27 protein-coding genes are annotated in these 25,625 nt (G+C 34.3%); 16 read left to right on the top strand and 11 right to left on the bottom strand.

Translation table 11 applies throughout. The features are described 5' to 3' along the window. The first annotated feature begins 563 nt into the window (after window positions 1–563). Window positions 564–1,028 carry a DUF3597 domain-containing protein gene (locus AC5LWZ_RS03750; RefSeq protein ID WP_086364764.1) on the top strand — a complete coding sequence of 155 codons (465 nt, stop codon included), beginning with the start codon at window positions 564–566 and terminating at the stop codon, window positions 1,026–1,028. A gap of 89 nt (window positions 1,029–1,117) precedes the next feature. On the opposite strand, the gene pth is transcribed toward AC5LWZ_RS03750, so the two are convergent. Together pth and AC5LWZ_RS03740 are read right to left on the bottom strand one after the other, a co-directional pair. Further along, window positions 1,118–1,702, bottom strand: coding sequence for an aminoacyl-tRNA hydrolase (gene pth / locus AC5LWZ_RS03745; RefSeq protein ID WP_493463989.1), 585 nt, complete (start codon window positions 1,700–1,702; stop codon window positions 1,118–1,120). 77 nt (window positions 1,703–1,779) lie between these two features. Then, window positions 1,780–2,727 (bottom strand): ribose-phosphate pyrophosphokinase, encoded by a 948-nt coding sequence (locus tag AC5LWZ_RS03740; protein ID WP_086319756.1) that lies wholly within the window; start codon window positions 2,725–2,727, stop codon window positions 1,780–1,782. A 260-nt stretch (window positions 2,728–2,987) separates the two neighbouring features. On the opposite strand from AC5LWZ_RS03740, the gene trmB reads away from it, so the two are divergent. The 8 genes from trmB to relA all read left to right on the top strand — a co-directional run bounded on the left by trmB (window position 2,988) and on the right by relA (window position 12,680). Continuing rightward, window positions 2,988–3,692 (top strand): tRNA (guanosine(46)-N7)-methyltransferase TrmB, encoded by a 705-nt coding sequence (trmB, locus tag AC5LWZ_RS03735; RefSeq protein WP_198201292.1) that lies wholly within the window; start codon window positions 2,988–2,990, stop codon window positions 3,690–3,692. Window positions 3,693–3,707: 15 nt separating this feature from the next. Beyond that, entirely contained in the window at window positions 3,708–4,433 is a 726-nt protein-coding gene (nfsA, locus tag AC5LWZ_RS03730; protein WP_034902029.1) for an oxygen-insensitive NADPH nitroreductase, read from the top strand. Beyond that, window positions 4,430–5,593, top strand: coding sequence for a bifunctional glucose-1-phosphatase/inositol phosphatase (gene agp / locus AC5LWZ_RS03725; RefSeq protein ID WP_493463988.1), 1,164 nt, complete (start codon window positions 4,430–4,432; stop codon window positions 5,591–5,593). The genes nfsA and agp overlap by 4 nt, the downstream gene beginning before the upstream one ends. A 672-nt stretch (window positions 5,594–6,265) precedes the next feature. After that, a complete protein-coding gene (gene galE, locus AC5LWZ_RS03720) occupies window positions 6,266–7,282 on the top strand; it encodes a UDP-glucose 4-epimerase GalE (RefSeq protein WP_493463987.1) in 1,017 nt (338 codons plus the stop codon). Between the two features lie 45 nt (window positions 7,283–7,327). Next, entirely contained in the window at window positions 7,328–8,377 is a 1,050-nt protein-coding gene (galT, locus tag AC5LWZ_RS03715; RefSeq protein ID WP_110448459.1) for a galactose-1-phosphate uridylyltransferase, read from the top strand. A gap of 203 nt (window positions 8,378–8,580) precedes the next feature. Further along, window positions 8,581–9,069: a pantetheine-phosphate adenylyltransferase gene (gene coaD, locus AC5LWZ_RS03710; RefSeq protein ID WP_065577578.1), complete on the top strand. Its 489-nt coding sequence runs from the start codon at window positions 8,581–8,583 to the stop codon at window positions 9,067–9,069. 15 nt (window positions 9,070–9,084) lie between these two features. After that, window positions 9,085–10,416, top strand: coding sequence for a 23S rRNA (uracil(1939)-C(5))-methyltransferase RlmD (rlmD, locus tag AC5LWZ_RS03705; protein ID WP_493463986.1), 1,332 nt, complete (start codon window positions 9,085–9,087; stop codon window positions 10,414–10,416). A 5-nt stretch (window positions 10,417–10,421) separates the two neighbouring features. Next, window positions 10,422–12,680: a GTP diphosphokinase gene (relA, locus tag AC5LWZ_RS03700; RefSeq protein WP_493463985.1), complete on the top strand. Its 2,259-nt coding sequence runs from the start codon at window positions 10,422–10,424 to the stop codon at window positions 12,678–12,680. A 45-nt stretch (window positions 12,681–12,725) separates the two neighbouring features. Here the strand turns inward: relA and folA are convergent, their stop codons facing one another. Beyond that, complete coding sequence (gene folA, locus AC5LWZ_RS03695; RefSeq protein ID WP_493463984.1) at window positions 12,726–13,226, bottom strand: type 3 dihydrofolate reductase; 501 nt, start codon at window positions 13,224–13,226, stop codon at window positions 12,726–12,728. 10 nt (window positions 13,227–13,236) lie between these two features. Beyond that, window positions 13,237–14,301: an MJ1255/VC2487 family glycosyltransferase gene (locus AC5LWZ_RS03690; protein ID WP_110448465.1), complete on the bottom strand. Its 1,065-nt coding sequence runs from the start codon at window positions 14,299–14,301 to the stop codon at window positions 13,237–13,239. 254 nt (window positions 14,302–14,555) lie between these two features. Between AC5LWZ_RS03690 and AC5LWZ_RS03685 the strand changes: the two genes are divergently transcribed. The 6 genes from AC5LWZ_RS03685 to AC5LWZ_RS03660 all read left to right on the top strand — a co-directional run bounded on the left by AC5LWZ_RS03685 (window position 14,556) and on the right by AC5LWZ_RS03660 (window position 20,881). Continuing rightward, window positions 14,556–14,924: a hypothetical protein gene (locus tag AC5LWZ_RS03685; protein ID WP_493463983.1), complete on the top strand. Its 369-nt coding sequence runs from the start codon at window positions 14,556–14,558 to the stop codon at window positions 14,922–14,924. 130 nt (window positions 14,925–15,054) lie between these two features. Further along, window positions 15,055–16,611: a multicopper oxidase family protein gene (locus AC5LWZ_RS03680; RefSeq protein ID WP_493463982.1), complete on the top strand. Its 1,557-nt coding sequence runs from the start codon at window positions 15,055–15,057 to the stop codon at window positions 16,609–16,611. Window positions 16,612–16,746: 135 nt separating this feature from the next. After that, on the top strand, window positions 16,747–17,091 hold the full coding sequence (locus tag AC5LWZ_RS03675; RefSeq protein WP_493463981.1) for a hypothetical protein: 345 nt from the start codon (window positions 16,747–16,749) through the stop codon (window positions 17,089–17,091). An 87-nt stretch (window positions 17,092–17,178) separates the two neighbouring features. Beyond that, window positions 17,179–19,908, top strand: a complete 2,730-nt coding sequence (gene secA, locus AC5LWZ_RS03670; protein ID WP_198247821.1) for a preprotein translocase subunit SecA — start codon at window positions 17,179–17,181, stop codon at window positions 19,906–19,908. Between the two features lie 117 nt (window positions 19,909–20,025). Further along, window positions 20,026–20,430 carry an 8-oxo-dGTP diphosphatase MutT gene (gene mutT / locus AC5LWZ_RS03665; RefSeq protein WP_065613906.1) on the top strand — a complete coding sequence of 135 codons (405 nt, stop codon included), beginning with the start codon at window positions 20,026–20,028 and terminating at the stop codon, window positions 20,428–20,430. A 235-nt stretch (window positions 20,431–20,665) separates the two neighbouring features. Then, window positions 20,666–20,881 (top strand): DUF4177 domain-containing protein, encoded by a 216-nt coding sequence (locus tag AC5LWZ_RS03660; protein ID WP_110448470.1) that lies wholly within the window; start codon window positions 20,666–20,668, stop codon window positions 20,879–20,881. Between the two features lie 96 nt (window positions 20,882–20,977). On the opposite strand, the gene AC5LWZ_RS03655 is transcribed toward AC5LWZ_RS03660, so the two are convergent. Genes AC5LWZ_RS03655 through AC5LWZ_RS03635 form a run of 5 tightly spaced genes read right to left on the bottom strand, consistent with a single transcriptional unit; the run spans window position 20,978 to window position 22,900 of the window. Then, complete coding sequence (locus tag AC5LWZ_RS03655; RefSeq protein WP_110448471.1) at window positions 20,978–21,367, bottom strand: DMT family transporter; 390 nt, start codon at window positions 21,365–21,367, stop codon at window positions 20,978–20,980. Continuing rightward, the gene (locus AC5LWZ_RS03650) at window positions 21,367–21,720 is read right to left on the bottom strand and encodes an EamA family transporter (RefSeq protein WP_110448472.1); all 354 of its coding nucleotides are present in this window, start codon (window positions 21,718–21,720) and stop codon (window positions 21,367–21,369) included. Before AC5LWZ_RS03650 ends, AC5LWZ_RS03655 begins: the two co-directional genes overlap by 1 nt. Further along, on the bottom strand, window positions 21,708–22,142 hold the full coding sequence (gene zur / locus AC5LWZ_RS03645; RefSeq protein ID WP_110448473.1) for a zinc uptake transcriptional repressor Zur: 435 nt from the start codon (window positions 22,140–22,142) through the stop codon (window positions 21,708–21,710). Before zur ends, AC5LWZ_RS03650 begins: the two co-directional genes overlap by 13 nt. 19 nt (window positions 22,143–22,161) lie before the next feature. Continuing rightward, window positions 22,162–22,437 carry an RnfH family protein gene (locus tag AC5LWZ_RS03640; protein ID WP_065577588.1) on the bottom strand — a complete coding sequence of 92 codons (276 nt, stop codon included), beginning with the start codon at window positions 22,435–22,437 and terminating at the stop codon, window positions 22,162–22,164. 1 nt (window position 22,438) lies between these two features. Further along, the gene (locus AC5LWZ_RS03635; RefSeq protein ID WP_198201332.1) at window positions 22,439–22,900 is read right to left on the bottom strand and encodes a type II toxin-antitoxin system RatA family toxin; all 462 of its coding nucleotides are present in this window, start codon (window positions 22,898–22,900) and stop codon (window positions 22,439–22,441) included. A gap of 33 nt (window positions 22,901–22,933) precedes the next feature. Between AC5LWZ_RS03635 and smpB the strand changes: the two genes are divergently transcribed. Then, entirely contained in the window at window positions 22,934–23,416 is a 483-nt protein-coding gene (gene smpB / locus AC5LWZ_RS03630) for an SsrA-binding protein SmpB (protein ID WP_065577589.1), read from the top strand. A 29-nt stretch (window positions 23,417–23,445) separates the two neighbouring features. Here the strand turns inward: smpB and AC5LWZ_RS03625 are convergent, their stop codons facing one another. After that, window positions 23,446–24,444, bottom strand: a complete 999-nt coding sequence (locus AC5LWZ_RS03625) for a substrate-binding domain-containing protein (protein ID WP_493463980.1) — start codon at window positions 24,442–24,444, stop codon at window positions 23,446–23,448. A gap of 18 nt (window positions 24,445–24,462) precedes the next feature. Beyond that, a complete protein-coding gene (locus AC5LWZ_RS03620) occupies window positions 24,463–25,581 on the bottom strand; it encodes a glycoside hydrolase family 172 protein (RefSeq protein WP_198201333.1) in 1,119 nt (372 codons plus the stop codon). Window positions 25,582–25,625 lie beyond the last annotated feature (44 nt).

The raw sequence follows: 25,625 nt of genomic DNA, 5'->3' as shown, positions 1-25,625 counted from the left end.
GGCTTTTTTTATTTTACATAATTTACATATAAAAATAGCGTGATATACACGCTATTTTCCTTATATAGTTAGGATGTTTTTACTATAAATAATTATTTTTCAGAATTATCATTGATATCTACTAATTGAAACATTTTTAATCAAATTAAAGAATTAAATTTGCAAGCCAATTTCTTAGTCTATACCTGTTTTCTATTGTTTAAAGTGAATTAATAAAATCCATATTACAATTGGTGAACCAAATATGCTAGTATTTTTAACCAATATATTAAAAATATTTAAAAAATCGCGATACATATCACACATATTTATATAATTGGTATAATAAATTTATAGAACCAAAAGATAAACCTGTTTAAATTAATAGTTAAATAGTCTAAACAAGAATACCTAATAAAAGCAGTCAATATTTTTGCGTTTATAAGCAATATTACAAAAAATGCTATTAAATGATTGTGGTTTTGACATAATTTATACTTAACCGCTATACTTAAGGGGATATTTTCTACATCTATATCGTTAAGCAGTTTTTTAATAAGCAGTTTAAACATAAGGGGTGTAATATGGGTATCTTAAATAATATTTTTTCAAAAATATTTCCAAGCGCACAAGCCGCTGTAGGTCATGCTAAAGATGCAGTGAAAGAGCAAGTTGATAAAATCACTGACACAGTAAAAGACAAAACTTCAGATAATACTTCAAGTAATAACACAAATAATAGTAATTCCGATCAAAATCAACAAAACACATCGGACAACAAAGCGCCGATATCTGAGATCGATGTCATGTCAATTTTGGATAATTTGGCTAAAAAATTTCCAGAAAAACTTAATTGGAAAACATCTATTGTTGATTTATTGAAATTATTAGGTATCGATAGTAGTTTAGATGCACGTAAAAAACTCGCCACCGAACTTAATTATACCGGCAGTACTGACGATACCGCATCGATGAATACATGGTTAATAAAAGAAGTAATGAAGAAAATAGCTGAAAAAGGTGGTAATGTTTCTCATTTATTTTCTTAATCAGAATTGATACGTGATTTGTTATCCACCTGTTTATCAGGTGGATTTTTTTATAGTCAATTAATTAAAACACGCTATTGTTAACAACTTTAAGCTTTAAATGCATGCAAACGATTCATCGCACTTTCAATTCCATCAGTTAATAAAATATTAGTACAATAGACTGATTCATCAATAGCTTTATCAATTAATTCTTGCTCTGGTTTAGAGGGTTTATTTAAGACATAACCAACTACTTTATTTTTATCGCCTGGATGGCCAATTCCAATTCTTAATCGATAGAAATTCAGATTATTGCCAAGTTTACTGGCAATGTCTTTTAAGCCATTATGGCCACCATGACTACCGCCAAATTTTAATTTGGCAATCCCTGGATTAAGATCTAACTCATCATGAGCTACTAATATCTCATCAGGCTTAATTTGATAAAAAGAAGCCATTGCTTGCACTGCTTTACCACTTAAATTCATAAAGGTAGTTGGTACTAACAAACGAACATCATGCCCATTGATGTTAATTCGAGAACTATATCCAAAAAATTTAGGATCATTTTTTAATGGTTGATTATAACGTTCAGCAAGTAAATCAACATACCAAGCTCCCGCATTATGGCGAGTTGCGGCATATTCATTACCCGGATTGGCTAACCCTACAATTAGTTTGATTGTTGACATAATAGTTTAATCGTTAATTATCCTGTTATTACAAAAAAGCCCCTAATAGGGGCATTTATCTAATTCAGAAGAAAAGATTATTGATGGAACATTGCTGAAATCGATTCTTCGTTACTAATACGTCGAATTGCTTCAGCAAGCATACCTGATAATGTAAGTTGACGCACATTTTTCAATGCTTTAACTTCCGCAGTTAATGGAATTGTGTCACAAACTACAATTTCATCAATAGCAGAGTCTTTAATGTTACTTACAGCTTTTCCTGAGAAAATTGGGTGGGTCGCATAAGCAAAGACACGTTTTGCGCCACGAGCTTTTAATGCATCAGCCGCTTTACAAAGTGTTCCTGCCGTATCGATCATGTCATCAACTAAAATACAATCTCTATCAGCAACATCACCGATAATATTCATCACTTCTGCTTCGTTAGCACGTTGACGACGTTTATCGATAATAGCCATATCAGTGTCATTTAAAAGTTTAGCAATCGCACGAGCACGAACCACACCACCAATATCTGGAGATACCACGATTGGGCGTTCAAAATCACGTTGCAACATATCTTCTAAAATAACAGGGCTACCAAACACATTATCAACGGGTACATCAAAGAAACCTTGAATCTGTTCAGCATGAAGATCAACGGTTAAAACCCTATCAACACCTACAGTCGATAAAAAGTCAGCAACAACTTTGGCTGTAATAGGCACACGGGCTGAACGCACGCGACGATCTTGTCTTGCATAACCAAAATAAGGAATAACAGCAGTAATACGACCAGCAGATGCTCGACGCATCGCATCAATCATCACTAATAATTCCATTAAATTGTCATTGGTAGGCGCACAAGTTGATTGGATAATAAAAACATCTTCACCACGGACATTTTCATTAATTTGAACATTTACTTCACCGTCACTAAAACGGCTAACAATAATATCACCAAGAGAAGTATAAAGACGATTAGCTATACGTTTTGCTAGTTCGGGTGTGGCGTTACCAGCAAAAAGCTTCATATCAGGCACGAGAAATCCTCAAGCATGTAATCATGATTACATAAAACGTAATCGGTTAAATCGGGATCACAATTATATAATCATTTACAGATTATGCTCAACCACATTATAAAAATTTATTAAAAATATTTTACATTCATCACATTAATCTATAAAAAACTAAGTTAATAAGATGTTTTTTTGAAGTGAATAAAAAATCAGGTAAACTACTATATAGCTAAGATGATCAATTATCTTAATAATCTATTTAACCTAACAGCAGATACGTAATGAGTGAACAATTAGACACAAATAACCAAGTAACAGAATCTAAACGAACAATACGAAGTTTTGTATTAAGACAAGGCCGTTTAACTAAAGGACAACAACAGGCTTTAACGCATTTATGGCCTATCTATGGTGTTGAGTACAATGCTACCTCACCAATTGTTTTTAAAGATAATAAACCGGTGGTGTTTGAAATCGGTTTTGGAATGGGCGCTTCATTAATTGAAATGGCAAAAAATGCCCCATCCAAGAACTTTTTAGGTATTGAAGTCCATAAACCGGGCGTTGGAGCTTGTTTAATGGCAATTGAGGAAAATCAATTATCTAATTTAAAAGTTATGTGCCATGATGCCGTTGAAGTGTTAGAAAACATGATACCTGATAACTCATTAGATAAGGTGCAAATTTTCTTCCCCGATCCATGGCATAAAGCAAGACACAATAAACGTCGAATCATTCAACCTAATTTTGTTGCTTTAATTCATAGAAAATTAAAGACTGATGGTATTTTACATTTAGCTACCGATTGGCAACACTATGCAGAGCATATGCTTGAAGTATTAAATCAAGCGGAAGGATTTAAAAATTTATCTGCCACTAATGACTATATTCCAAGACCTGAAGATCGCCCTATTACCAAATTCGAAAAACGTGGTCAAAATCTGGGGCATGGTGTTTGGGATTTGCAATTTATAAAAAAACAGTGATATTAAGGAGCCGTTATGCCAAATAAGACAATTGATTTAATTTGCCAGCGTCGTTCAATTCGATCTTATAAATCAACGCCATTAACAAGTGAACAGATTAATGAAATTATTCAAGCGGCACAATCGGCTCCAAGTTCAAACTTTTTACAATGCGCAACCATCATTAGAATCACTGATAGTGAGAAAAGATCAGAATTAGCTCATTATTCAGGCGATCAGAGTTATATCGTTCAAGCGCCAGAGTTTTGGGTATTTTGTGCCGATTTTAACCGCCATTTTCAAATTGATGCTACTATTCCACTTGAAAAAGCCGAGCAACTTTTAGTGGGTTGTATTGATACCACACTTATGGCTCAAAACGCGGTTATTGCAGCACAGTCATTAGGTTTAGGTACGGTGTACATTGGCGGTTTACGCAATAATATTGCTAAAGTGACCGAGTTACTTGCGCTACCTAAATATGTTCTTCCTTTATTTGGACTTTGTATTGGTTATCCTGACCAAAATCCTGATATTAAACCACGATTACCAAAACAATTGGTTTTCTTTGAAAATCATTATCAACCAATTAATCATCAATTATTAGCACAATATGATAGCCAAATGCGTGACTATTATGGTCACAGAGAAATTAATCAAAAAACAAATGGTTGGAGTGATAAAATTGCAGAAACAATTAGCAAAGGGCAACGAGATTTCGTTTTAAATTATTTGCATAAACAAGGATGGATAACTAAATGAAAAAAGATCAATACCAATTAGATAAAGTTGTAATACTAAGTCGTCATGGAATACGCACTCCATTAGCAAACACCATAGAGTTTTTAGAAAAAGCTAGCCCATTAAAATGGCCAAGTTGGGATCATGCTTATGGTTATTTAACTACCCGAGGAGGGGTTTTAGAATCTTATTTTGGACATTATCTATCGCAATGGCTTGAACAACAAAACATTCGCCTTACACCGGAAAATCCTGATATATATGTTTATGCTAATAGTCTTCAAAGAACAGTTGCCACCGCGCAATTCTTAGTTACAGGGGCTTTTGCGGGTTATGATATCCCGGTTAACCACAAATATACCATTGAAAAAATGGACCCTATATTTGATCCAAGTGTACAAGATGATTCACCAGAATCTAAACAAGCATTATTAAAAGATATTGATGATGCAGATAAAGCTGAATCAATTTTCAAAAATTTAGCGCCAGCTTATGCGATGCTATCGGATATTTTGGACTATAAAAATTCACAATTATATGCTGAATATCAATGTGATTTTGCTGATATTCCTTATGATCTTCATTTTGTAAAAGATGAAGAGCCAGAATTATTAGGGCCTCTAGCAATTGGTATTTGTGCTGTTGATGCTTTCTTATTACAGTACTATTCAGCTTTTCCTAAAGAACAAATTGCATGGGGAAAAATAACCAGCCACGAACAATGGCAACAACTCATACAAATTCGTAACCACTATATTAATTTAGTTTTTCATTCCAGATCTATAGCTCGAAAAAATAGTGCGTTATTAATTAATATGATAGATGATCTGTTACACCAAAAGAATAACAAGGTAAATTTACTCGTTGGCCATGATAGTACCATTGCTGCACTACTTGGTGCCTTGGATTTTGCTGAATACCAACTTCCTAACCAATGTGAAAATACACCAATTGGTGGTATGGTTATATTACAACGTTATCGTAATAAAGCATCGGGGGAATATTTGTTTAAAGCTGAATACGTTTATCAAAGTTTTGAACAACTTTATACCGCGCAACCACTTGATATCAATCATCCACCACAACATTACCAACTTCAGCTAAAAAATGCCGTAGCAAATAGTGATGGTTTTTATCAGTGGCAAGACTTTGAAACTCGTCTAAAAGAATTTAAAAAATAAATAAATTAGATTGTCTATAAATGTTTAAAGTTTAAACGATTAGACAATCTAAATATCTCCTCTATATTACTAATACATTTTAATTAATTTCATAAAGTAAATTTGGATATCATTCACTTTTATTTGATTATTTCATCTATTTTATCTATCAGCTTGTTATTAAAACTAAGTATCACTCTTAGTATTGCTATTAGTTTTTCTTCAGTTAGTTTTATGTTAATTGATAGCAAATATGCTTATCACTTGCTAAAGCTATTAGCTTCATCAAAATAACATGCCTACTTTGTCAAGTTCGTCATAGAAGTCATTATAGTAAAAAATACCTATGGTAAAAAAATTATGATTATTTATTATTACGTTTCTGGACATCAAAATACATAATTACTCATTTATCTTTTCTCTTTACACTTATCAATAACTGTATATTTGATAAAATTTTTATTGCAAAACAAATGTCTATGATGTTTAATTCGACTAATTCTAGTATTTTGTTAATATTGGTCTAGAAGGAGCTTAATTAGTACTAAGCTAAATCAACTTTAGTTTTGCATTGAAATCATCCTTAACAATATGGTTAAGGTCATTAGGTGCTTTTTAAACTGAATATAATTAATAAATTCGATAATTAATCTAAATTCAATAAACGTAATTAGCATAAATTAAGGTATCAAGATGAAAATATTAGTCACTGGTGGTTGTGGATATATTGGCAGTCATACTTGCGTTCAATTAATTCTTTCTGGTTATACTCCGATTGTGGTTGATAATTTATTCAATAGTAAAGCTTCGGTTTTAGAAAGAATAAAAACTATCACTGGACAATCAGTTGAGTTCTATCATGGCGATGTTTGTGATGCTAAGTTACTGACAAAAATCTTTAATGAACATGACATTAAAGCCGTTATTCACTTCGCTGGCTTAAAAGCCGTGGGCGAATCAGTATATAAACCTCTTGAATACTATGAAAATAATGTCTATGGCACTATTGTGTTAATGAAAGCGATGCGTGAGGCTGGAGTTAAACAATTAGTGTTTAGCTCATCAGCTACCGTTTATGGTGAATTAGCTCCCGTCCCTTATGTCGAAACATTACCACAAGGATTACCGACTAGCCCATATGGTAAAAGTAAGCTGATGGTCGAACAATGTATAATGGATTTAGCGGTTGCTGAACCTGATTGGTCTCTTACCTTATTGCGTTATTTTAATCCTGTTGGTGCTCACCCTAGTGGTTTAATGGGGGAAGATCCACTCGGTATCCCTAATAATTTAATGCCATATATTACCCAAGTTGCGATTGGAAAACGAGACTCTTTATCTGTTTTTGGTAATGATTATCCAACAGCTGATGGAACCTGTGTTCGTGACTTTATTCATGTCGTCGATTTGGCTGATGGTCATATTGCAGCACTCAAAGCCGATCAAAATAAAGCTGGAGTACATATCTATAATTTAGGTTCAGGAATTGGTTTTAGTGTCCTACAAGTGATAAAAGCCTTTGAAAAAGCTTCTGGAAAACCACTTAATTGGCATTTTGCACCAAGACGTGCTGGTGATTTAGCTGCGTTTTGGGCAGATACAAAGAAAGCAGAACAACAATTGGGCTGGAAAACTAAATTAACCCTTGATGATATGGTCAAAGATTCATGGAATTGGCAATCTAGCAATCCTCAAGGCTATCCTGATTAATTAATGTTTGGCAAATAATAGGAAAATAACCAATAAGAGACATAAATGGATATTTTTAACCCAGTAGACCATCCACATCGTCGATATAACCCATTAACCGATCAATGGGTATTAGTTTCGCCGCATAGGGCAAAACGCCCTTGGCAAGGTCAACAAGAGACAATAAATGAGGAACAAAAACCTTATTATGATGCAGATTGTTTTTTATGTCCGGGAAATAAACGTGTAACCGGTGATATCAATCCTAATTATACGGGAACATTTGTCTTTACTAATGATTTTGCCGCGTTAATGCAAGATATACCTGACTCACCTATTAGTCATGACCCGTTATTCCAAATGCAAAGTGCTAAAGGTACAAGCCGAGTTATCTGTTTTTCTCCCGACCATAGTAAAACGTTACCCGAACTAAATTTATCTGCCATTGAAGAAGTGATAAAAACTTGGATCACCCTACAGCAAGAATTGGGAAAAAATTATCCATGGGTACAAATCTTTGAAAATAAAGGGGCGGCTATGGGCTGTTCCAATCCGCATCCTCACGGGCAAGTTTGGGCAAATAGTTTTATACCGAATGAAATTGCACGAGAAGATTTTAATATGTGTAACTATTTTCAAAAGTATGGGCGAAATTTGCTAGTTGATTATGTACAAAAAGAGTTAATCAATCAACAGCGTATTGTTGTTGAAACTGAACATTGGTTAGCTGTAGTTCCATTTTGGGCTGTCTGGCCATTTGAGACACTATTGTTACCGAAAAAACATATTCCTAGATTGACTGATTTAAATCAATCAGAACAAAAAGATTTAGCTATAGCTTTAAAAAAATTAACTTGTCGCTACGATAATTTGTTTAATTGCTCTTTTCCTTATTCTATGGGGTGGCATAGTGCACCATTTATTAATGATAATACCGATTATTGGCAAGTACATGCTCATTTCTATCCCCCATTATTACGTTCAGCCAGTATTAAAAAATTTATGGTCGGTTATGAAATGCTGGCAGAAGCGCAACGAGATCTAACGCCAGAACAAGCAGCAGAAAGATTGCGCAATCTTAGTGATGTACACTATAAAAATAAATCTAACGAATAACGAATAACGAATATTTTATAGTTAAAAATTGGACATAAAACAGCTAACATTTACGTTATCCTCAATATTTTTTATCACTACAAAAAATTTGAGGAAAGGGATTTTTTAAGGATAAAAAATCGAAGATTTTACATAGTTAACCTAACAATCTAGGTTAAAATTAGGTATGATATTCCCCTATTCACTAATGGATATTAAGATAAATGAAAAGCAAAGCGCTCACAGCAATTTTTCCGGGAACATTTGATCCAATCACCAATGGTCATATCGACCTAATTACCCGCGCATCGCAATTGTTTCCCCGTTTAATTGTAGCTATAGCGCAAAATCCAAATAAAAAAACGCTGTTTACTTTAGAAGAACGAGTAAACTTAGCCTCAACATCGGTTGAACACTTATTGAATGTGGAAGTGATTGGCTTTGATAATCTTATGGCTGATTTCGCCCAAAAACATGCGGCGACAGTGATAGTCAGAGGAGTGAGAACAACTCACGATTTTGAATACGAAAGACAATTAGCTGAAATGAATCGAGCATTAAAACCTGATTTAGATACTATCTTCTTAATGCCATCTATTGCAATGGGATTTATTTCATCAACCATTGTTAAAGATGTTGCTTTCCATGGTGGAGACATCTCTAATTTAGTACCTTTACATGTCAAAACAGAGTTACTAAAACGGTTAACATAACTTCAATTTATTAATATGGTTAATTTTTACACCCCGACAAAAAAGAAGCTTACTGCACAAAAATTGACAGTTACTATCACTAATTTAGATGCCTTTGGTCAAGGCGTGACAAATCATAAAGGTAAAACAATTTTTGTAAAATCAGCGTTACCTGATGAAACAGTTGATATCCAATTAACTGATGATAAAAAAAATTATGCTAAAGCAAAAGTTATAAAATACCACAATTATAGCCAACAGCGAGTCACACCAAAATGTAAATACTATACAAAATGTGGAGGCTGTGAATTACAACATATTTCATCAAATTTACAGCAACAAGCTAAATATGAAGCATTGATCAAACTTTTACAGAAAGAAGCTGGGGCGGAGTTCGACTATAAAGACAATTCACCTAATATCATTGCCGACCAACCATACCATTATCGTAGGAGAGCTAGATTATCAATTAATTTAGTTAAAGGTGAATTATTAATCGGCTTTAGGCAGGCAGAATCAAACCAAATTATAAATATAGAACACTGTCCGGTATTAGTTGAACAATTAGATAAATTATTAATGCCATTACAGTCTTGTTTAAGACAAATTAAACAAAAAAAATCGCTTGGACATATTGAATTAATCGCCGTCGATAGTGGCATTATCCTTGTGTTAAGACACACCATGCCACTCACAGAGCAAGATAGCATTTTATTAAAACAATTCGCTGAAGCTCACAATATTTCACTCTATTTTCACGGTCATGACCTGATTCATATCAGTGGCAGCACTGAACATTATTATCTGATTAATCATCTAAAATTAACTTTCAGTCCACTAGATTTTATACAAGTTAATAGTCAAATTAATCAAAAAATGATTGATAAAGCCTTAGAATGGTTAGATATAACTTCGGATGATAAAATACTCGACCTATTTTGTGGTATGGGTAATTTCTCATTACCTATGGCAATAAAAAGCCAATCAGTCACAGGTATTGAAGGTGTTGATGCTCTGGTTGAAAAAGCCAAGATCAATGCTAAACTTAATAAAGCTAAAATTGGTGCTAAAACTCAGTTTTTCACCTGTAATTTAGAAGATAAACAGCAATTTTCAATATGGAATCAGTCAAAATTTGACAAAGTATTATTAGATCCAGCTAGAGCCGGTGCTTATAATGCTACAGCAGAAATTGTTAAGATATCACCTACAAAAATAGTTTATATTTCGTGCAATCCTGCTACATTGGCTAGGGACTGCAAGCTATTTATTGAGGAAGGATACAACATTGTAAAAGTAGCTATTTTGGATATGTTTCCACAAACTAAGCACATTGAATCAATGTTGATGTTAACTAAATCAGGATAATAATTATGGTATCAATTAGAGGCGCCCATCAACAAAATGACGAACATTACACGCTCGCACAATTTGATGTTGAACGATGGGCAAAACAAGAACTGTTATTAACCAATATTGAATCTTATCAAAAATTTAAAGATATTTGGGATTTTTGTTTTGAGCATAGTGCTGGTGAACCAGAGCAAATCTATTGCTTCGAAAATGCCATTGAAATGGTTGAAATTTTATCCACCTTAAATATGGATATTAATAGTTTAGCAACCGCTCTTTTACTACCTTTCTTTGATACTAAAATTATCTGCCGTGAAGATCTACCGGAAAATTTTGATCGAGAAATAATTCATATTCTTTCTAGTGTTGTCAAAATGAAAGACATTAGGCAACTACGTGCTATCCGTAATGGTCATGCAACAAACGAACAAATTGATAGTATTCGTCGTATGTTACTCGCGATGGTTAATGATTTCCGTAGTGTAGTCATTAAACTAGCTGAGCGTATTACTTATTTACGAAATTTGATGCATGCGCCAAAAGAAGATCAAGTGCTAGCTGCTAAAGAGTGCTTTAATATCTATGCTCCCTTAGCTAATCGACTCGGTATTGGTCAATTAAAATGGGAGCTTGAAGATTTTTGTTTCCGCTATTTACATCCTGACCAATATCGTTTTATTGCCCATAAATTACATGAGAAACGTCTAGATCGCGAATCATATATCAATCAATTTGTTAAAAATTTACAGGATATGATGAATAAAGATCATATTCGTGCCGAAGTTTACGGTCGCCCTAAACATATCTATAGCATATGGCGAAAAATGGAACGTAAACATCTACAATTTGAAGATTTATATGATATTAGAGCGGTACGCATCATCTGTGATCGAATCGAAGACTGCTATAATGCCTTAGGTATCGTACATAGCCATTATAAACATATTGCAAAAGAATTTGATGACTATGTCGCCAATCCAAAACCCAATGGATATCAATCAATTCATACCGTTGTTTATGGACCAAATGATAAAACTATTGAAATTCAAATACGTACCGAACAAATGCACAATGATGCTGAATTAGGTGTAGCGGCACATTGGAAATACAAAGAAGGCAGTACAGATAAAATGACTGCCTACGATCAGCGTATTTCTTGGCTACGTAAATTATTAACTTGGCAACAAGAGATGTCAGAAAGTGGTGAAATTCAGGAAACTGTCCGTAGTCAAATTTTTGATGATCGCGTTTATGTATTTACACCAAAAGGTGATGTTGTTGACTTGCCTGCTGGTTCAACCCCATTAGATTTTGCTTATCATATTCATAGTGATGTTGGTCACCGTTGTATCGGTGCTAAAGTTGCGGGGCGCATAGTACCGTTTACCTATATATTAAAAACGGGTGATCAAGTTGAAATTATTACCCAAAAACAACCTAATCCAAGTCGCGATTGGCTAAATCCAAATACTGGATTTGTAAATAGCAGCCGAGCACGAGCAAAAATACAAGCTTGGTTTAAAAAACAAGATCGAGATAAAAATATAGCTGCTGGCCAACAAATTTTAGACAACGAATTAGAACCGTTAAATATTAGCCTAAAAAGTGTCGAAAAGATTCTGATTAGTAAATATAACGCCCATTCGTTTGACGAAGTATTAGCAGGGATAGGTAGTGGGGATGTTAGAATTAACCAACTGGTTAATTTTATTAATGCCCAATTTAATAAGCCAACAGCTGAAGAGGAAGATGAAGCTGTTCTTAAACAGATCACCCAAAAATCAACCTCTCAAGCCAAAAATACCAATAAAACATCATCGATAAAAGGTGGTGAAATTATTATCGAAGGTGTAGATAATTTACTCTACACCATTGCTAATTGTTGTCGCCCTATCCCCGGTGATCCAATTGTCGGTTTTGTTACCCAAGGACGTGGTATTTCAATCCATCGTTCAGATTGTGAACAACTGCAAGAACTAAAAAATCATGCACCAGAACGAATCACCAGTGCAGTGTGGAGTGGTAATCATAACACAAGTTATACCATGGTCATTCGCATCATAGCTAGTGATAGAAGTGGATTATTGCGTGACATAACAACAATTTTAGCTAATGAGAAAGTAAATGTTTTAGGTGTTTCGAGTCGCATAGATATGAAACAACAAATTGCAACGATCGATATGGATATGCAAATTTTTGATCAGGACTCTCTTGAACGAGTTATGAATAAAATAAAACAACTTTCTGACGTGCTGGAAGCAAAACGCTTACAAGGATAATAATTCGGTTGCCACTAAGATGTGAGTGGCAACCTTATCTATTGATTAACTTCGCTGTAAAATCTCAAATTGGTAATCATAACAATTTTTATCATCCGCTTTATGATTTTCTGAATAAATTTGTTGCCATGATGTCTGTAAATAATCAGGAAAATAAGTATCGCCAGTCAATTTGGCATCAATATGAGTTAAATAAAGTCGATTAACTAAAGGTAATACCTGTTGATAAATATGACCACCGCCTATAATAAATGCTTCGTCTACTTGTTGTTGATTAATCATTGATATTGCCTCATCAATCGATTTAACCCAACTAACATTAGGATTAATTGACGTATTACTCTCAGCCTGTCGACTGATGACAATATTATGGCGATTAGGCAATGGTCTACCAATAGATTCAAACGTTTTACGCCCCATAATCACCGGTTTATTTAATGTGTTCTTTTTAAACCACGCTAAATCTGCAGGCATGTGCCATGGCATTTGATTGTTCATACCAATTACACGATTATCTGCCATTGCAACAATTATACTTAATATCATTGTAGTTCCTTTATACATAACCTAAAGATTTGATGCGCTCACTTACATTACTCGGAAATTTGGTCTGCGACCACAGTCTTTGGCTTAAAGAAAGTAATGTCTCTTTTTGACCTGAAACTATCCAATTCGCTAATTCAGTCGCCACATCAGGATAAATAGTAGGTTTAGGTGACGGTAGACCTAACCAATATTTCAACTTCATACTATTTAAATGTTCCATAACGGTTGCCATATCCAAAGACTGCAAACATTGGGCATTGTAAACTTGTTCAAATTGACCCGCGACTGGTTTAGTTAAAATCTTTTTACCCAAAGATAACGCTTCTGAAATTAAAGCAAATCCAGTATTTGAAATAATACCAGAACAACTGAGTAGAGCTTGAGTAAAATTATCTCGACTTAGCGGTTGTAATAAAATATTACCGCGTGCAGAAGATTGTTTTATTTCAGGGTGAAAACAACTAAATTGATATTGCGGAAATTGGCTTAATAATTCGGTTATTTCCGTTAAATCTTCAAAAGGCAAATAAACGATAATTTTACCATCTTCAGTTGGTGGTGTAGCAAATGAATCAATCATTGGCGGAATCAGTTTATGACCAAAATGGAACCAATGTAAACCAATAGGTTGTGTAACTGGAGCATAGTATTTCATAATCACATTTGCTATCGTGCCATATTCTTTAGGCTTGAGATATTGGCAAACAGACTGATTACTGATACCTAAACATTCGCGATTCTGATGATGTGCAGCCCAAGCACTAACTGGTTCAAAATCACTAATAATACAGTCATATGCAGATAAATCTAAATCGCGAACATCTTTAATTAATCTAAAAGCCCGAATTCTTTGGATGGTTTTACGAAAATTGATTTTGCCATTAAGCGTAGCAAATGAAAGGCCACCAAACGTTCGGTAGTTGCCAAAAGCTTGCATGTCAAAATAATCTTTAGGATCACGACCACTTAAAATATAGTCAACATCCGCTCCAACCTTTTTTAAAGCTTTGGCTAATGTTCGACAACGACTGATATGGCCATTTCCTGTTCCTTGTACTCCAAAAAGAATTTTCATATCGTTATTATTCATAATGTTTTTTATGTGAATATGATACCAGAACCAATTATATTTGGCTTATATATTTTTATGATTATCTTGTACTAAGTAACCATTAATAGACCAATTAATTTTGATGTTACAGATTGAAAAATTAGTGATTATTAGCAATTGAAATTGAATAAAACTTCCATCTGTTAAAGTGGTATAAATTTAATGTTTTCTCTAGTAAAATAACTACAAGGTTTGTTAGATTAATTGCGTGATAAACAATGTCATTAGCCATAAACAAAAAGCGAGTGAATATTTTAATTATATCAACAATCTTTTTGTTTTTTTATTCTATTTGGCATGTTCCACTCATTATTTCCAAACCTTGTACTGTTCATCATTCACCTAGCTTACAATCTTTAAGGGTGAACGCAAATCATCACTCTCCAGTAATTGATTTGTCGACTTCTAAATCAACAAAACCTTTTATTAGTGAATCAGTTAATCATTGTTTTGCTTGTGGCATGGCTATTGCTAATTATAGCGTTAATATTGATTATCCGATTTACCGTGAACAATTTCTACCAACAAATTTTATTCCTGAATATAAAGAATTTATTCCTGAGTTAAAACCACCAAAAATTAGCTAATTTACGCTCTGTTAAATATTAGTAATAAATACTGGAAATCAATAACACATTAGCTTGCTAAACGACTAGACGAGTTTGGAAAGCAAACTGCTGGTTATTATTTAACTAAATAAATGATTATAGGAATACTATGAAACGCCGAAATTTTATAATGAATATTACTGCTGCCGTTGGTGGTTTAATTGCAACAAAAGCCATTGCCAAATTAGATCATTCATCAATGTCTGACATGGTTTGTGATGTTAAATCTGATAATTGTGATAAGGGGGACAACATGCACGATCATATGAATATGAATATGAATATGAATATGAACAACAAACAACCACAAAAACTATTATCTACTTCAGCATTACCAAAAGGTCATGATTTACCCAAATTCCAACTGTTAAAAAATAGTAGTCATCAATCAGGTATATTTGAAGCTACTATTGAAGCCAAACCAGTAAAAATTGCATTAACGCCTGATATCACTACCGAATTTTGGGCTTACAATGATTCAATACCTGGGCCGCTTATTGAAGTTTATGAAGGTGATAAAGTCAAATTGACAGTAAAAAATAGACTGTCACAATCAACAACGGTGCACTGGCATGGTTTACTTGTGCCATCAAATCAAGATGGCAATCCACAAAATGAAATACCGGCTGGCAGTGAACGTATTTACGAATTTACCATCCCTGAAGGTAGTGCTGGTACCTATTGGTATCATCCTCATGGTCATAACACCGTTGCCGAACAAATAGCGAGAGGATTAGCGGGGGTATTTATTGTTCGTAGTAAAAAAGACCCTTTAGAATCTTTACCAGAACTAAATTGGTTTTTCTCAGATCTAAAACTGACAGACAAAGGAGAAATTGCCGATAACTCAATGACTGATTGGATGAATGGTCGAGAAGGACAATTTGTATTAATTAATGGTGGTTATCGTCCAAAAATGAAAGTTAATACTGCAACACGTGTTCGAGTTTGGAATGCCTGTTCTGGACGTTATCTTAACCTTTCAATTCCAGGTTGTGATGTCTTTTTAGTGGGTAGTGATGGTGGATTGATGCCTGAACCAATTTCCCTTGAAAAGCCACTATTATTATCACCTGCCGAACGCGCAGAATTGGTAATTTTACCCAAACAAACCGGTACGGTTTACTTACAATCAATTGGTTATGATCGCGGTAAGATGGGAAATGTACCACCAGAACAAGATATAATACTTGCTGAATTAGAGCTACAACAAGCGAATTCAATTGTTTTACCTTCGCCATTACGAACTCTACCTAAAATTGGTGAAGCAAAAGCGCATAAAACACTTGAATATACAGAGGTCATGGACAAGAGCGAACCAAGAGGTGGCATGCTGTTTTTAATTAATGGCAAACGCCATGATATGAAACGAATTGATCTAGAAAGCAAAATCCACGATGTTGAAGAGTGGACAATATTTAATAATTCACATATGGATCATAATTTCCATATTCATGGTACACAATTCACGATTGTATCGCATGAATTTGATGGTAAAAAATATCCACCAGAATATGTGGCATTAAAAGATACCATCAATTTACGTCCTCACGAAAAAATCACCATAAAAATTCAACAAAATATGCCAGGATTGCGCATGTACCATTGCCATATTGTTGAACATGAAACACTCGGTATGATGGGACAATTAATGGTTAAGGATTAGATAACTATATACCCACTATAAAAAATGGTGGGTATTTTTAATTACTATTATCATAAAAATTCGAATATTCAGACAGTTTATTAATCAATAATAATAGTTTTTCATTTTGGCAAAAAATGCTAAGATACTGCGATTATGACTATGATTAATTACTGGCAACATATAAGTAAACGCCTTATTATTAAAACTGCATTATCGCACTTATTATTAGGTGTAATTGCTACTGGGTTCGGTTTTTACCAACAAAATGCGTTACCAGTTCAATCATTTACAAGTCAAGTTGGTATTATTGCGATTACTGAAATAGTTCAAGATCAGCAAATTCCAACTAAAAAAACCTCGCAAATCTTATCTTTGTCACCAAAGCAGCATTACAATAAGCAAATTATCGCGCGAAATTATGACGAAGTTAATCCAAATACTGTTATTCGATTATCTCCCTATAATGGAATAAGAGCCGGTCCAAACGCTACCGCCTAATAGATTTTACATAATCAAATTAATTAATTTATTTAATAAGGTTTAATCCTTATATCTCCCATTATAAAAAACAATAAGAGAAAATTTATGTTATTAAAATTATTAACTAAAGTATTCGGTAGCCGTAATGAACGCGTATTAAAATCTATGCGTAAGCGTGTTGAAACGATCAATGCCCTTGAGCCAGCAATGGAAGCATTAAGCGATGAAGAACTTAAGGCAAAAACTAACGAATTTAAACAAAAAATTGCCGACGGTACAAAATTAGACGATATATTAGAAGAAGCTTTTGCCGTAGTCCGTGAAGCAAGTAAGCGTGTATTTGGTATGCGTCATTTTGATGTGCAATTAATTGGCGGTATGGTTCTAAATGAACGTTGCATAGCTGAAATGCGTACCGGTGAAGGTAAAACATTAACCGCAACGTTGCCTGCTTATTTAAATGCGTTAACCGGTAAAGGGGTACATGTTGTCACCGTTAATGATTATTTAGCGCAACGTGATGCTGAAAATAATCGTCCTTTATTTGAATTTTTAGGCTTAACAGTGGGCATTAACTTACCTAATATGCCACCGCATTTAAAACGTGATGCTTACAATGCTGATATCACTTATGGTACTAACAACGAATATGGGTTTGACTATTTGCGTGACAATATGGTCTTTAGTAAAGAGGCCAGAGTGCAACGCCCACTTCATTATGCTTTAGTGGATGAGGTCGATTCAATTTTAATTGATGAAGCAAGAACACCACTAATTATTTCTGGTCAAGCAGAAGACAGCTCAGATAGATATGTTAGTATCGATAAAATCATTCCACACTTAACCCGTCAGGAAAAAGAAGATTCGGATCAGTTCCAAGGCGATGGTGACTTTTCGATTGATGAAAAATCACGTCAAGTTAACTTAACCGAACGAGGTTTAATTAAGGTTGAAGAACTACTAATAAAACAAGGCATAATGAAAGGTGATGAATCCCTTTATGCACCTAGTAATATTGTACTAATGCACCATGTTAATGCTGCACTTCGTGCTCATCACTTATTCCATCGTGACGTTGATTATATTGTTAGAGACAATGAAATCGTTATTGTTGATGAACATACAGGCCGTACGATGGATGGTCGTCGTTGGTCTGACGGTTTACACCAAGCAGTGGAAGCTAAAGAACATGTTAAAATTCAAAATGAGAATCAAACATTAGCCTCTATTACTTTCCAAAACTATTTCCGTCTCTATGAAAAATTAGCCGGTATGACAGGTACTGCTGATACCGAAGCTTTCGAATTTAACCAAATTTATGGTTTGGATACCATTGTTATTCCAACCAACCGACCGATGGTAAGAAAAGATCAGCCTGATCTTGTCTATATGACTGAAAAAGAAAAAATTGATGCTATCGTGGCTGATGTACAAGCTTGTGTTAAACGAGGACAACCGGTATTAGTCGGTACTGCATCTATCGAAAAATCAGAGCTTGTCTCACATGCCTTTAAAAAAGCAGGTATCAAACATAATGTTCTTAACGCCAAATTCCATGCGCAAGAAGCCGAAATTATCGCTGATGCAGGTAGTAAAGGAGCCGTGACAATCGCAACTAATATGGCTGGTCGTGGTACAGATATTATGCTTGGTGGTAACTGGCAAAGTGAAGTTGCAAAATTAGAAAATCCAACTGAAGCAGATATCGAAAAAGCGAAACAAGCATGGCAAGCTAAACATGAAGAAGTGATTGCACTTGGTGGATTATATATTCTTGGTACTGAACGTCATGAATCACGTCGAATTGATAATCAATTACGTGGTCGTGCTGGTCGTCAGGGGGATCCTGGTGCTTCTCGCTTTTATCTATCATTAGAAGATCCATTAATGCGTATTTTCGCATCAGATCGTGTCGGTAATATGATGCGTAAATTTGGTATGAAAGAAGGTGAAGCAATTGAACACCCATGGATTACTAAAGCTATCGCTAATGCTCAGAAAAAAGTTGAAAGTCGCAATTTTGATATTCGTAAACAATTACTCGAATATGATGATGTCGCCAATGATCAACGTAAAGCTATTTATAGCCAACGTAATGATTTATTAGATAACGTAGATATCAAAGAGACAATTGATTCAATACGTGGGGATGTATTTACAACGGTTATTGATCAATATATTCCACCACAATCGATTGAAGAAATGTGGGATGTTGCTGGATTAGAAGCCGCCTTAAAAAATGATTTTGATTTAGATTTACCTATCGCTAAATGGCTTGATGAAGAGCAAAATCTTCATGAAGAAAATTTACGTGAACGTATCTTACAACTTGCTCAAGATAAATATCTTGAAAAAGAAAATGCAGCTGGTGCTGATGCCTTTAGACAATTCGAAAAAAGCGTTATGTTACAAACGCTTGATACATTATGGAAAGAGCATTTAGCCGCTATGGATTATTTACGTCAAGGCATTCATTTACGAGGATATGCACAAAAAGATCCTAAACAAGAATACAAACGTGAATCATTCAATATGTTTGCCAATATGTTAGAATCATTAAAATATGATGTAATTGGTATTTTAAGCCGCGTGCAAATTCGTTCACAAGAAGAAGTTGATGAAGCTGAACGCCAACGTCAAGCTGAAATCGAAAGATTGATGGCAAAACAACAAGCTAACCATGATTCAATGACGGCTATTGATGGTGAGAATGATGGGCAATCATCAAATTCACCACAACCGATTGTCCGCACGCAAGCAAAAGTAGGACGTAATGATCCTTGTCCATGTGGATCAGGCAAAAAATATAAACATTGCCATGGAGCTGTTAATTAAGCCAAAAATTTAGTATGATTAAACAATATTGATGTTTAAATCAACGAATTTTGTTACTTAAAAATCAAAAGGGAAAGCATTGGCTTTCCCTAACTTTAATCATAAACAGACAGGATCATGAAAAAACATACTGAAATTGCTGTAGGTATAATTCGTTCACAAGATTGTCAAATTTTTATCACCCAACGCGGTGAAGATTCTCATCTTGCTGGTTTTTGGGAGTTCCCTGGCGGAAAAATCGAAACTGGTGAAACACCTTATCAAACATTAGAACGTGAAATAGCCGAAGAAGTCGACATTCACATTCATCAGGCTCAATTTTTAAAAACCTTTGAACACAGTTATGAAGATCGCGATATCACCATTCATGCCTACTTAGTAGAAGAATGGGATGGCGTACCTTTTGCGAAAGAAGGACAACCAAGCCGTTGGATTGATCAAGAAGATCTGAATGCAGATGAATTTCCTGATGCTAATAGACTAATTATTGAAATGCTTAAAAATTTAGATAAGCAAATTTAATTTATCACTAATATTAGTTAAGAATTTGGCTTATCAGCTATTCTTAACTAAAGCTTTTCTAAAAATTTTGTTGTGATGTTATCTACTATCCCTCACCCATGCTGTTTAAAATTTAACCTCTCGCTTTATTGCCACTAGAATAAAATCGCCAATATGCGTATTATTAACACGATTTTCTCTTAATTTTGACAATTATTAGAGATTATCGTGTTTATTTTAAGAAGGTATAGAAACAATGAAAGAATATAAAGTAGTAATTTATCAAGAAGGCGCTTTGTCTTCAATGCTCTTAGGCGCAGCTAATTCAAATCCTGAAAAATTTGGTGCTTTTTTAAATGATAATGCACAACAAGGTTGGCGCGTTATAACAATGCAAAAAGATATGCGCCGTTTATTTTTATTCTGGCGACGAGAAGCTTACTTAGTTGTAATGGAACGAGATCGTAGCTAATTAAAATAGAATAAAATCTTTTCTATTTTACTATTAGGAATCAATGTAAATTAATTATATTGGTTCCTATTAAAAAGGTGATTATCTCAATACTGTTTATTTTACTGATTTACGATGTAACCTCTGCTCAGCCAAGGCGAGAAAAACAATCCCAACAATAATAGACAATGCCCCTAGTAGGCGCGTAAGTGTAATTTGCTCATTAAATGCAACAACAGACACTAACATCACAGTAACAAGTTGCAAATGCGATGCAGCAAAAGCTGGGCCAACTGGCGCTTTTTTTAATAATACCATCCAAGTGATAAATGCTCCAGCATATCCAACCATAACTAAATATGCCCACCCATGACTAAAAATCCTTAACAACCAACTTATATTTGCTTCAAATGGCAAGGCCGAAATAGCCGTGAGTTTAAAAAAAGTTTGCCCAAAAGTATCAAAAAAGAGTAACAAGACAAAACCGATGATATAAAACTTTTTCATTAAGTTAATCCTACTAATATCACGCCGGTAGTTATAAAAAATATTCCTAGTAATCGAAAGGGGGTTAGATGTTCTTTAAATAAGATGCGCCCAGCAAGCATCACGGTTATCATATTAAAAGAGCCTAATAAGATCCCTTGTGATAATGGAACTTCACTTAAAAATGCTAACCAAAACACAAAACCAATGAAATAAGAACCGAATCCTAACCACAGCCATATGTTACCGAATAATTTCTGCCAATAACGGCCGTCTTTATCATTAGAGGTCACAGCGGCATATTTAAAAGCAATTTGCCCTACTGTGTCACAAATAATATTAACTAACCATAATAAAATAATTAAGGTTGACATGAATGACAAATTCCATGAATTTCAAGCACACTATGTTTTATTAAAAATTCACTTTGTGTTGCTAATAACTTCAGTTGACTTTCAATATTTTCAGAATGCTTTTCAATAATCTGATGACAATTATCACAAATAAATAAAATTGATATATGTTGCGGTTCATGAAAATGCGGACAAATAATATAACAGTTAGTTGACTCCACCTTATGAATAAAACCTTGCTCAAGTAAAAATTCCAGAGCACGATAAATTGTTGGTGGTTTAGCTTGTGGTTCGCTGACTTTTAAAAGATCTAAAAGATCATATGCGCTCATTGCTCTATTGGCTTTAAGCATAATATTTAAAACGGTTTTACGCTGATTGGTCAGCTTAATACCGCGTTTCTTGCATAAAGTTTCAACTTTTTCAATCAGCAAGTTATGCATTCAGTTCCCTTCATTCTATTTATTTCTTTTTCAATGCCGCTTTCTTTCGTCGTATTTCTTTCGGATCATTGATTAAAGCTCGATATATTTCAATACGATCACCATCTTTTACTTGTTCAGTAAGCTCACAACGTTTGCCATAAATACCAACAAAATGACCATCTAATTGAATATTGCATAATGATAAGATATTGGATTTTGCAATTGCTTGCAAGACATTCGTTTGTTCATCAACTGCACAATCAATAATAGTCGGCTGATTAGGTAGCGCATATACAACTTGAATATTTATCATCTTAATATATCTGCCTTGCTCTTTGCGAAAATGCTTTAACCATATTGGTCATCACTTCTTTAAAAATTGGAGAAAAAACAGCGCCCATTAATTTGTTATTAAATTCAAAATCTAAACTAAAGCTAATTTTACTGTTTTGGTTATCTAGTTGAGTAAATTGCCATCGTCCTTTTAAATGTTTAAATGGACCATCTAACAATGCCATATCAATTGAATTAGGTTCATTAATCTTATTTATGGTAGTAAATGATTTTTTAAAGCCTAATTTTTCAACTTCAATAAAAGCAGTTAAAATGTTATCTTGCTTGCTAATAATCCCAGTTGCGATACAATCAGGGACAAACTCGGGGTATCTCGCTATATCGTTAACCAATGCAAACATTTGCTCGGTTGAATAAGGCTCGATCACCTCATGAAAAACATGTGCCATAATAATAAAATTAAAAGTTAAAATTAGTGGCATATAGTATCATGTAACTCTATAATAACGCACATTATGACTAAGAAAAAATCACATAAGCCGGGTTCGGCGACTATTGCATTAAATAAACGTGCACGCCATGAGTACTTTATTGAAGAGGAAATTGAAGCAGGGTTATCCCTACAAGGTTGGGAAGTAAAATCCCTGCGAGCAGGTAAAGCTAATATTAGTGACAGTTATGTGTTACTAAAAAATGGTGAAGCATGGCTATTTGGTGCAACAATAACACCATTAAACGTTGCCTCTACACATGTCGTATGTGAACCTATGCGTACTCGAAAATTATTGCTTAATGAACGTGAATTGAATTCGTTATTTGGCCAAATTAACCGCCAAGGTTATACCGTTGTGGCATTATCCTTGTATTGGAAAAATGCCTGGGCAAAAGTAAAAATTGGCGTCGCAAAAGGTAAAAAAGAGTACGATAAACGCACTGATATAAAAGAAAGACAGTGGCAAGTTGACAAAGCTCGCATAATGAAAAATGCTAACCGCTAATCTTACTTACAACAGTAGCAAATCTTAAATTAACGATGGCGTATAATTTTTGGCTGAATAAAAAATGCCTGATGTCTTAATTCTTTAAAACTTAATAAATCACCAATGACATTCACACAAGTCAGCGCCATCTTCTCAAAATCCTGCTCGATTGCATCTATTGGATAGTAACAATAATCAAGATAACTATTGTAATCATAAGAACATAAATAGATCTGCTTTGGATCAATTTTAGCTTCGACCAAATAACTCAGTACCTCTTGCAGTAAGTTACCTGATGGCGTAAAAATAGCTTTTGGTACCCTACCCAATTTTTGATGAACACTTTTCAACAATTGGTAACCTTTATTTGGACAATAATCATCACTCACCAGCCAATCACTATCAACTTTTAATCCAACACTTTCTAAACCTTGCTTAAATCCCTTAAGTCTAGCTTGAATTGACGTTAACTGAATATCACAGCCAATAAAATAAAATTCATCTAACTTTTCGGCATAAGGTTTGATTAAATCAGCGACAGATTGCAGTGCTTCACTAGTAATAAAAGGTAATGTCGTATCTTTTAGATAACGGTCAAAAAGCAATACGGGCGTATTTTGATTAATATCGACATAAAATTGGTCACTATCTAATGACGTTACCACTATCATTGCATCAACTTTACGTTCAACTAAATTTTGCGCAACTTTAAGTTCAACTTCTTTATTATAATGACTACAAGTGATCAATAATTGAATATTCTTTTGCCGAAAGCAATCTTCTAAATGATGTAAAAACATTGAAAAAAATGAATTTGACATATCCGGAACAATAACACCAATAGTATTGGTACTGTTAGCTTTAACTAAATATTGATGAATATGCGATTGATCCCGGTATTTTTCCGCAATAGATAAAACTCTTTGTCGAGTTTGCGGAGAAATGCGATATTTTTTATCTCGTTTATTAAATATATGACTGACGGTCGTTGCCGACACGCCAGCCAAACGAGCAATATCATTAATTTTCAGTTTATTACTCGCCATATACTAATCACCTTAATATTAACGTGGGGTGCGTTGTTGTTTATTTGGGAATACTGGGTTGTTATTCACCGATGGACTTTGATACCAATAAGCAACACTGGCGATATCATCACAACGTTCATACAATCTTATATCATCATTACCTATTTGTTGAAACGCCAGTTTGATATTTTTGTGAAATGCAATTGGATCTGGAAGATGCCAACGGTATAAACCATGCATTGGTAAACCATCGTCACCAAAGCCATGTACAGGATTGGAATCACCTGTTTGGAAAAAGTCACGCGTCGCATCACGGTTTGTTTGATAAGGGTAACCCATAAACATCGTTTGGAAACATTTTGCTTTTGGACGTCCTTGGCTATCTCGATTATGAAATGCCCATGCACCACCAAAGTAATCTTCGGAACCGGTTGAATGTTGGGTTGGATATTCACTGTCATCATCAAGATAGAATTTAAATTCACCTTCACCCCACCAATAACGCTCTAATGCCGTAAGGGCTAAGTAGGTACCGACATAATAACCGTAGCCTTGAACATTATCTAATATAACATAATCTTGTGCATAATTAGTTACACGTTGACGACGCCATTGTGCATGGAAATAAAGCGGATTTTCAAACGGTTTTGGCATTAATGCATAGTTAATGGTAAAGAAGAAATGCTGTAAATCGGCTTCATGTTCATTATGAATCTCAATTCGCGCTTTTTTATTAAATGGCATTCTAAAATAACTATTAAAACCACCGGTTGGATTAACCACAATTGGCATTGAATTTATATCACATCTAGCACCAAAACCATTACAGAAAAAGTCACCAATTGGACTTTCTACTGAAGGAACTGTTTCATCATCCCAATAGATACGAATAACCACATCACGTAATACAAAACTACCTCGATGCGTTCTATCGGTTAAAGTAAACCACATATGACGGATCTCAGCAGGACCAGTAATTTCAGCGATAGTTACTCTTTCACCCGCTGCAATTGAAATACAGCCTTGTCCTTTTCGACCTGGCCCTAAAGCACTAGCTTTCATACACGATTTACCCTTTTCACCAGTCATATTTTCTGGAGAAATTGTTCTGGTTTGTTCAAAGTTAAACTGTGTTACTGAATTAAATATATTCATTTTGTATCCTCAATATTTTTTATCAAATACTATTTATTAAATTA

The organism is Gilliamella sp. LMG 34362 (assembly GCF_984569125.1).
Note: the sequence above shows the minus strand (reverse complement) of the source record. Positions and strands in the feature narration are given on the sequence as shown.

Bases quoted from the DNA above. Each gene is read 5' to 3' on its own strand.
- AC5LWZ_RS03750 (WP_086364764.1), top strand. From the start codon at position 564: ATGGGTATCTTAAATAATATTTTTTCAAAAATATTTCCAAGCGCACAA.
- pth (WP_493463989.1), bottom strand. From the start codon at position 1,702: ATGTCAACAATCAAACTAATTGTAGGGTTAGCCAATCCGGGTAATGAA.
- trmB (WP_198201292.1), top strand. From the start codon at position 2,988: ATGAGTGAACAATTAGACACAAATAACCAAGTAACAGAATCTAAACGA.
- nfsA (WP_034902029.1), top strand. From the start codon at position 3,708: ATGCCAAATAAGACAATTGATTTAATTTGCCAGCGTCGTTCAATTCGA.
- agp (WP_493463988.1), top strand. From the start codon at position 4,430: ATGAAAAAAGATCAATACCAATTAGATAAAGTTGTAATACTAAGTCGT.
- galE (WP_493463987.1), top strand. From the start codon at position 6,266: ATGAAAATATTAGTCACTGGTGGTTGTGGATATATTGGCAGTCATACT.
- galT (WP_110448459.1), top strand. From the start codon at position 7,328: ATGGATATTTTTAACCCAGTAGACCATCCACATCGTCGATATAACCCA.
- coaD (WP_065577578.1), top strand. From the start codon at position 8,581: ATGAAAAGCAAAGCGCTCACAGCAATTTTTCCGGGAACATTTGATCCA.
- rlmD (WP_493463986.1), top strand. From the start codon at position 9,085: ATGGTTAATTTTTACACCCCGACAAAAAAGAAGCTTACTGCACAAAAA.
- relA (WP_493463985.1), top strand. From the start codon at position 10,422: ATGGTATCAATTAGAGGCGCCCATCAACAAAATGACGAACATTACACG.
- folA (WP_493463984.1), bottom strand. From the start codon at position 13,226: ATGATATTAAGTATAATTGTTGCAATGGCAGATAATCGTGTAATTGGT.
- AC5LWZ_RS03690 (WP_110448465.1), bottom strand. From the start codon at position 14,301: ATGAAAATTCTTTTTGGAGTACAAGGAACAGGAAATGGCCATATCAGT.
- AC5LWZ_RS03685 (WP_493463983.1), top strand. From the start codon at position 14,556: ATGTCATTAGCCATAAACAAAAAGCGAGTGAATATTTTAATTATATCA.
- AC5LWZ_RS03680 (WP_493463982.1), top strand. From the start codon at position 15,055: ATGAAACGCCGAAATTTTATAATGAATATTACTGCTGCCGTTGGTGGT.
- AC5LWZ_RS03675 (WP_493463981.1), top strand. From the start codon at position 16,747: ATGACTATGATTAATTACTGGCAACATATAAGTAAACGCCTTATTATT.
- secA (WP_198247821.1), top strand. From the start codon at position 17,179: ATGTTATTAAAATTATTAACTAAAGTATTCGGTAGCCGTAATGAACGC.
- mutT (WP_065613906.1), top strand. From the start codon at position 20,026: ATGAAAAAACATACTGAAATTGCTGTAGGTATAATTCGTTCACAAGAT.
- AC5LWZ_RS03660 (WP_110448470.1), top strand. From the start codon at position 20,666: ATGAAAGAATATAAAGTAGTAATTTATCAAGAAGGCGCTTTGTCTTCA.
- AC5LWZ_RS03655 (WP_110448471.1), bottom strand. From the start codon at position 21,367: ATGAAAAAGTTTTATATCATCGGTTTTGTCTTGTTACTCTTTTTTGAT.
- AC5LWZ_RS03650 (WP_110448472.1), bottom strand. From the start codon at position 21,720: ATGTCAACCTTAATTATTTTATTATGGTTAGTTAATATTATTTGTGAC.
- zur (WP_110448473.1), bottom strand. From the start codon at position 22,142: ATGCATAACTTGCTGATTGAAAAAGTTGAAACTTTATGCAAGAAACGC.
- AC5LWZ_RS03640 (WP_065577588.1), bottom strand. From the start codon at position 22,437: ATGATAAATATTCAAGTTGTATATGCGCTACCTAATCAGCCGACTATT.
- AC5LWZ_RS03635 (WP_198201332.1), bottom strand. From the start codon at position 22,900: ATGCCACTAATTTTAACTTTTAATTTTATTATTATGGCACATGTTTTT.
- smpB (WP_065577589.1), top strand. From the start codon at position 22,934: ATGACTAAGAAAAAATCACATAAGCCGGGTTCGGCGACTATTGCATTA.
- AC5LWZ_RS03625 (WP_493463980.1), bottom strand. From the start codon at position 24,444: ATGGCGAGTAATAAACTGAAAATTAATGATATTGCTCGTTTGGCTGGC.
- AC5LWZ_RS03620 (WP_198201333.1), bottom strand. From the start codon at position 25,581: ATGAATATATTTAATTCAGTAACACAGTTTAACTTTGAACAAACCAGA.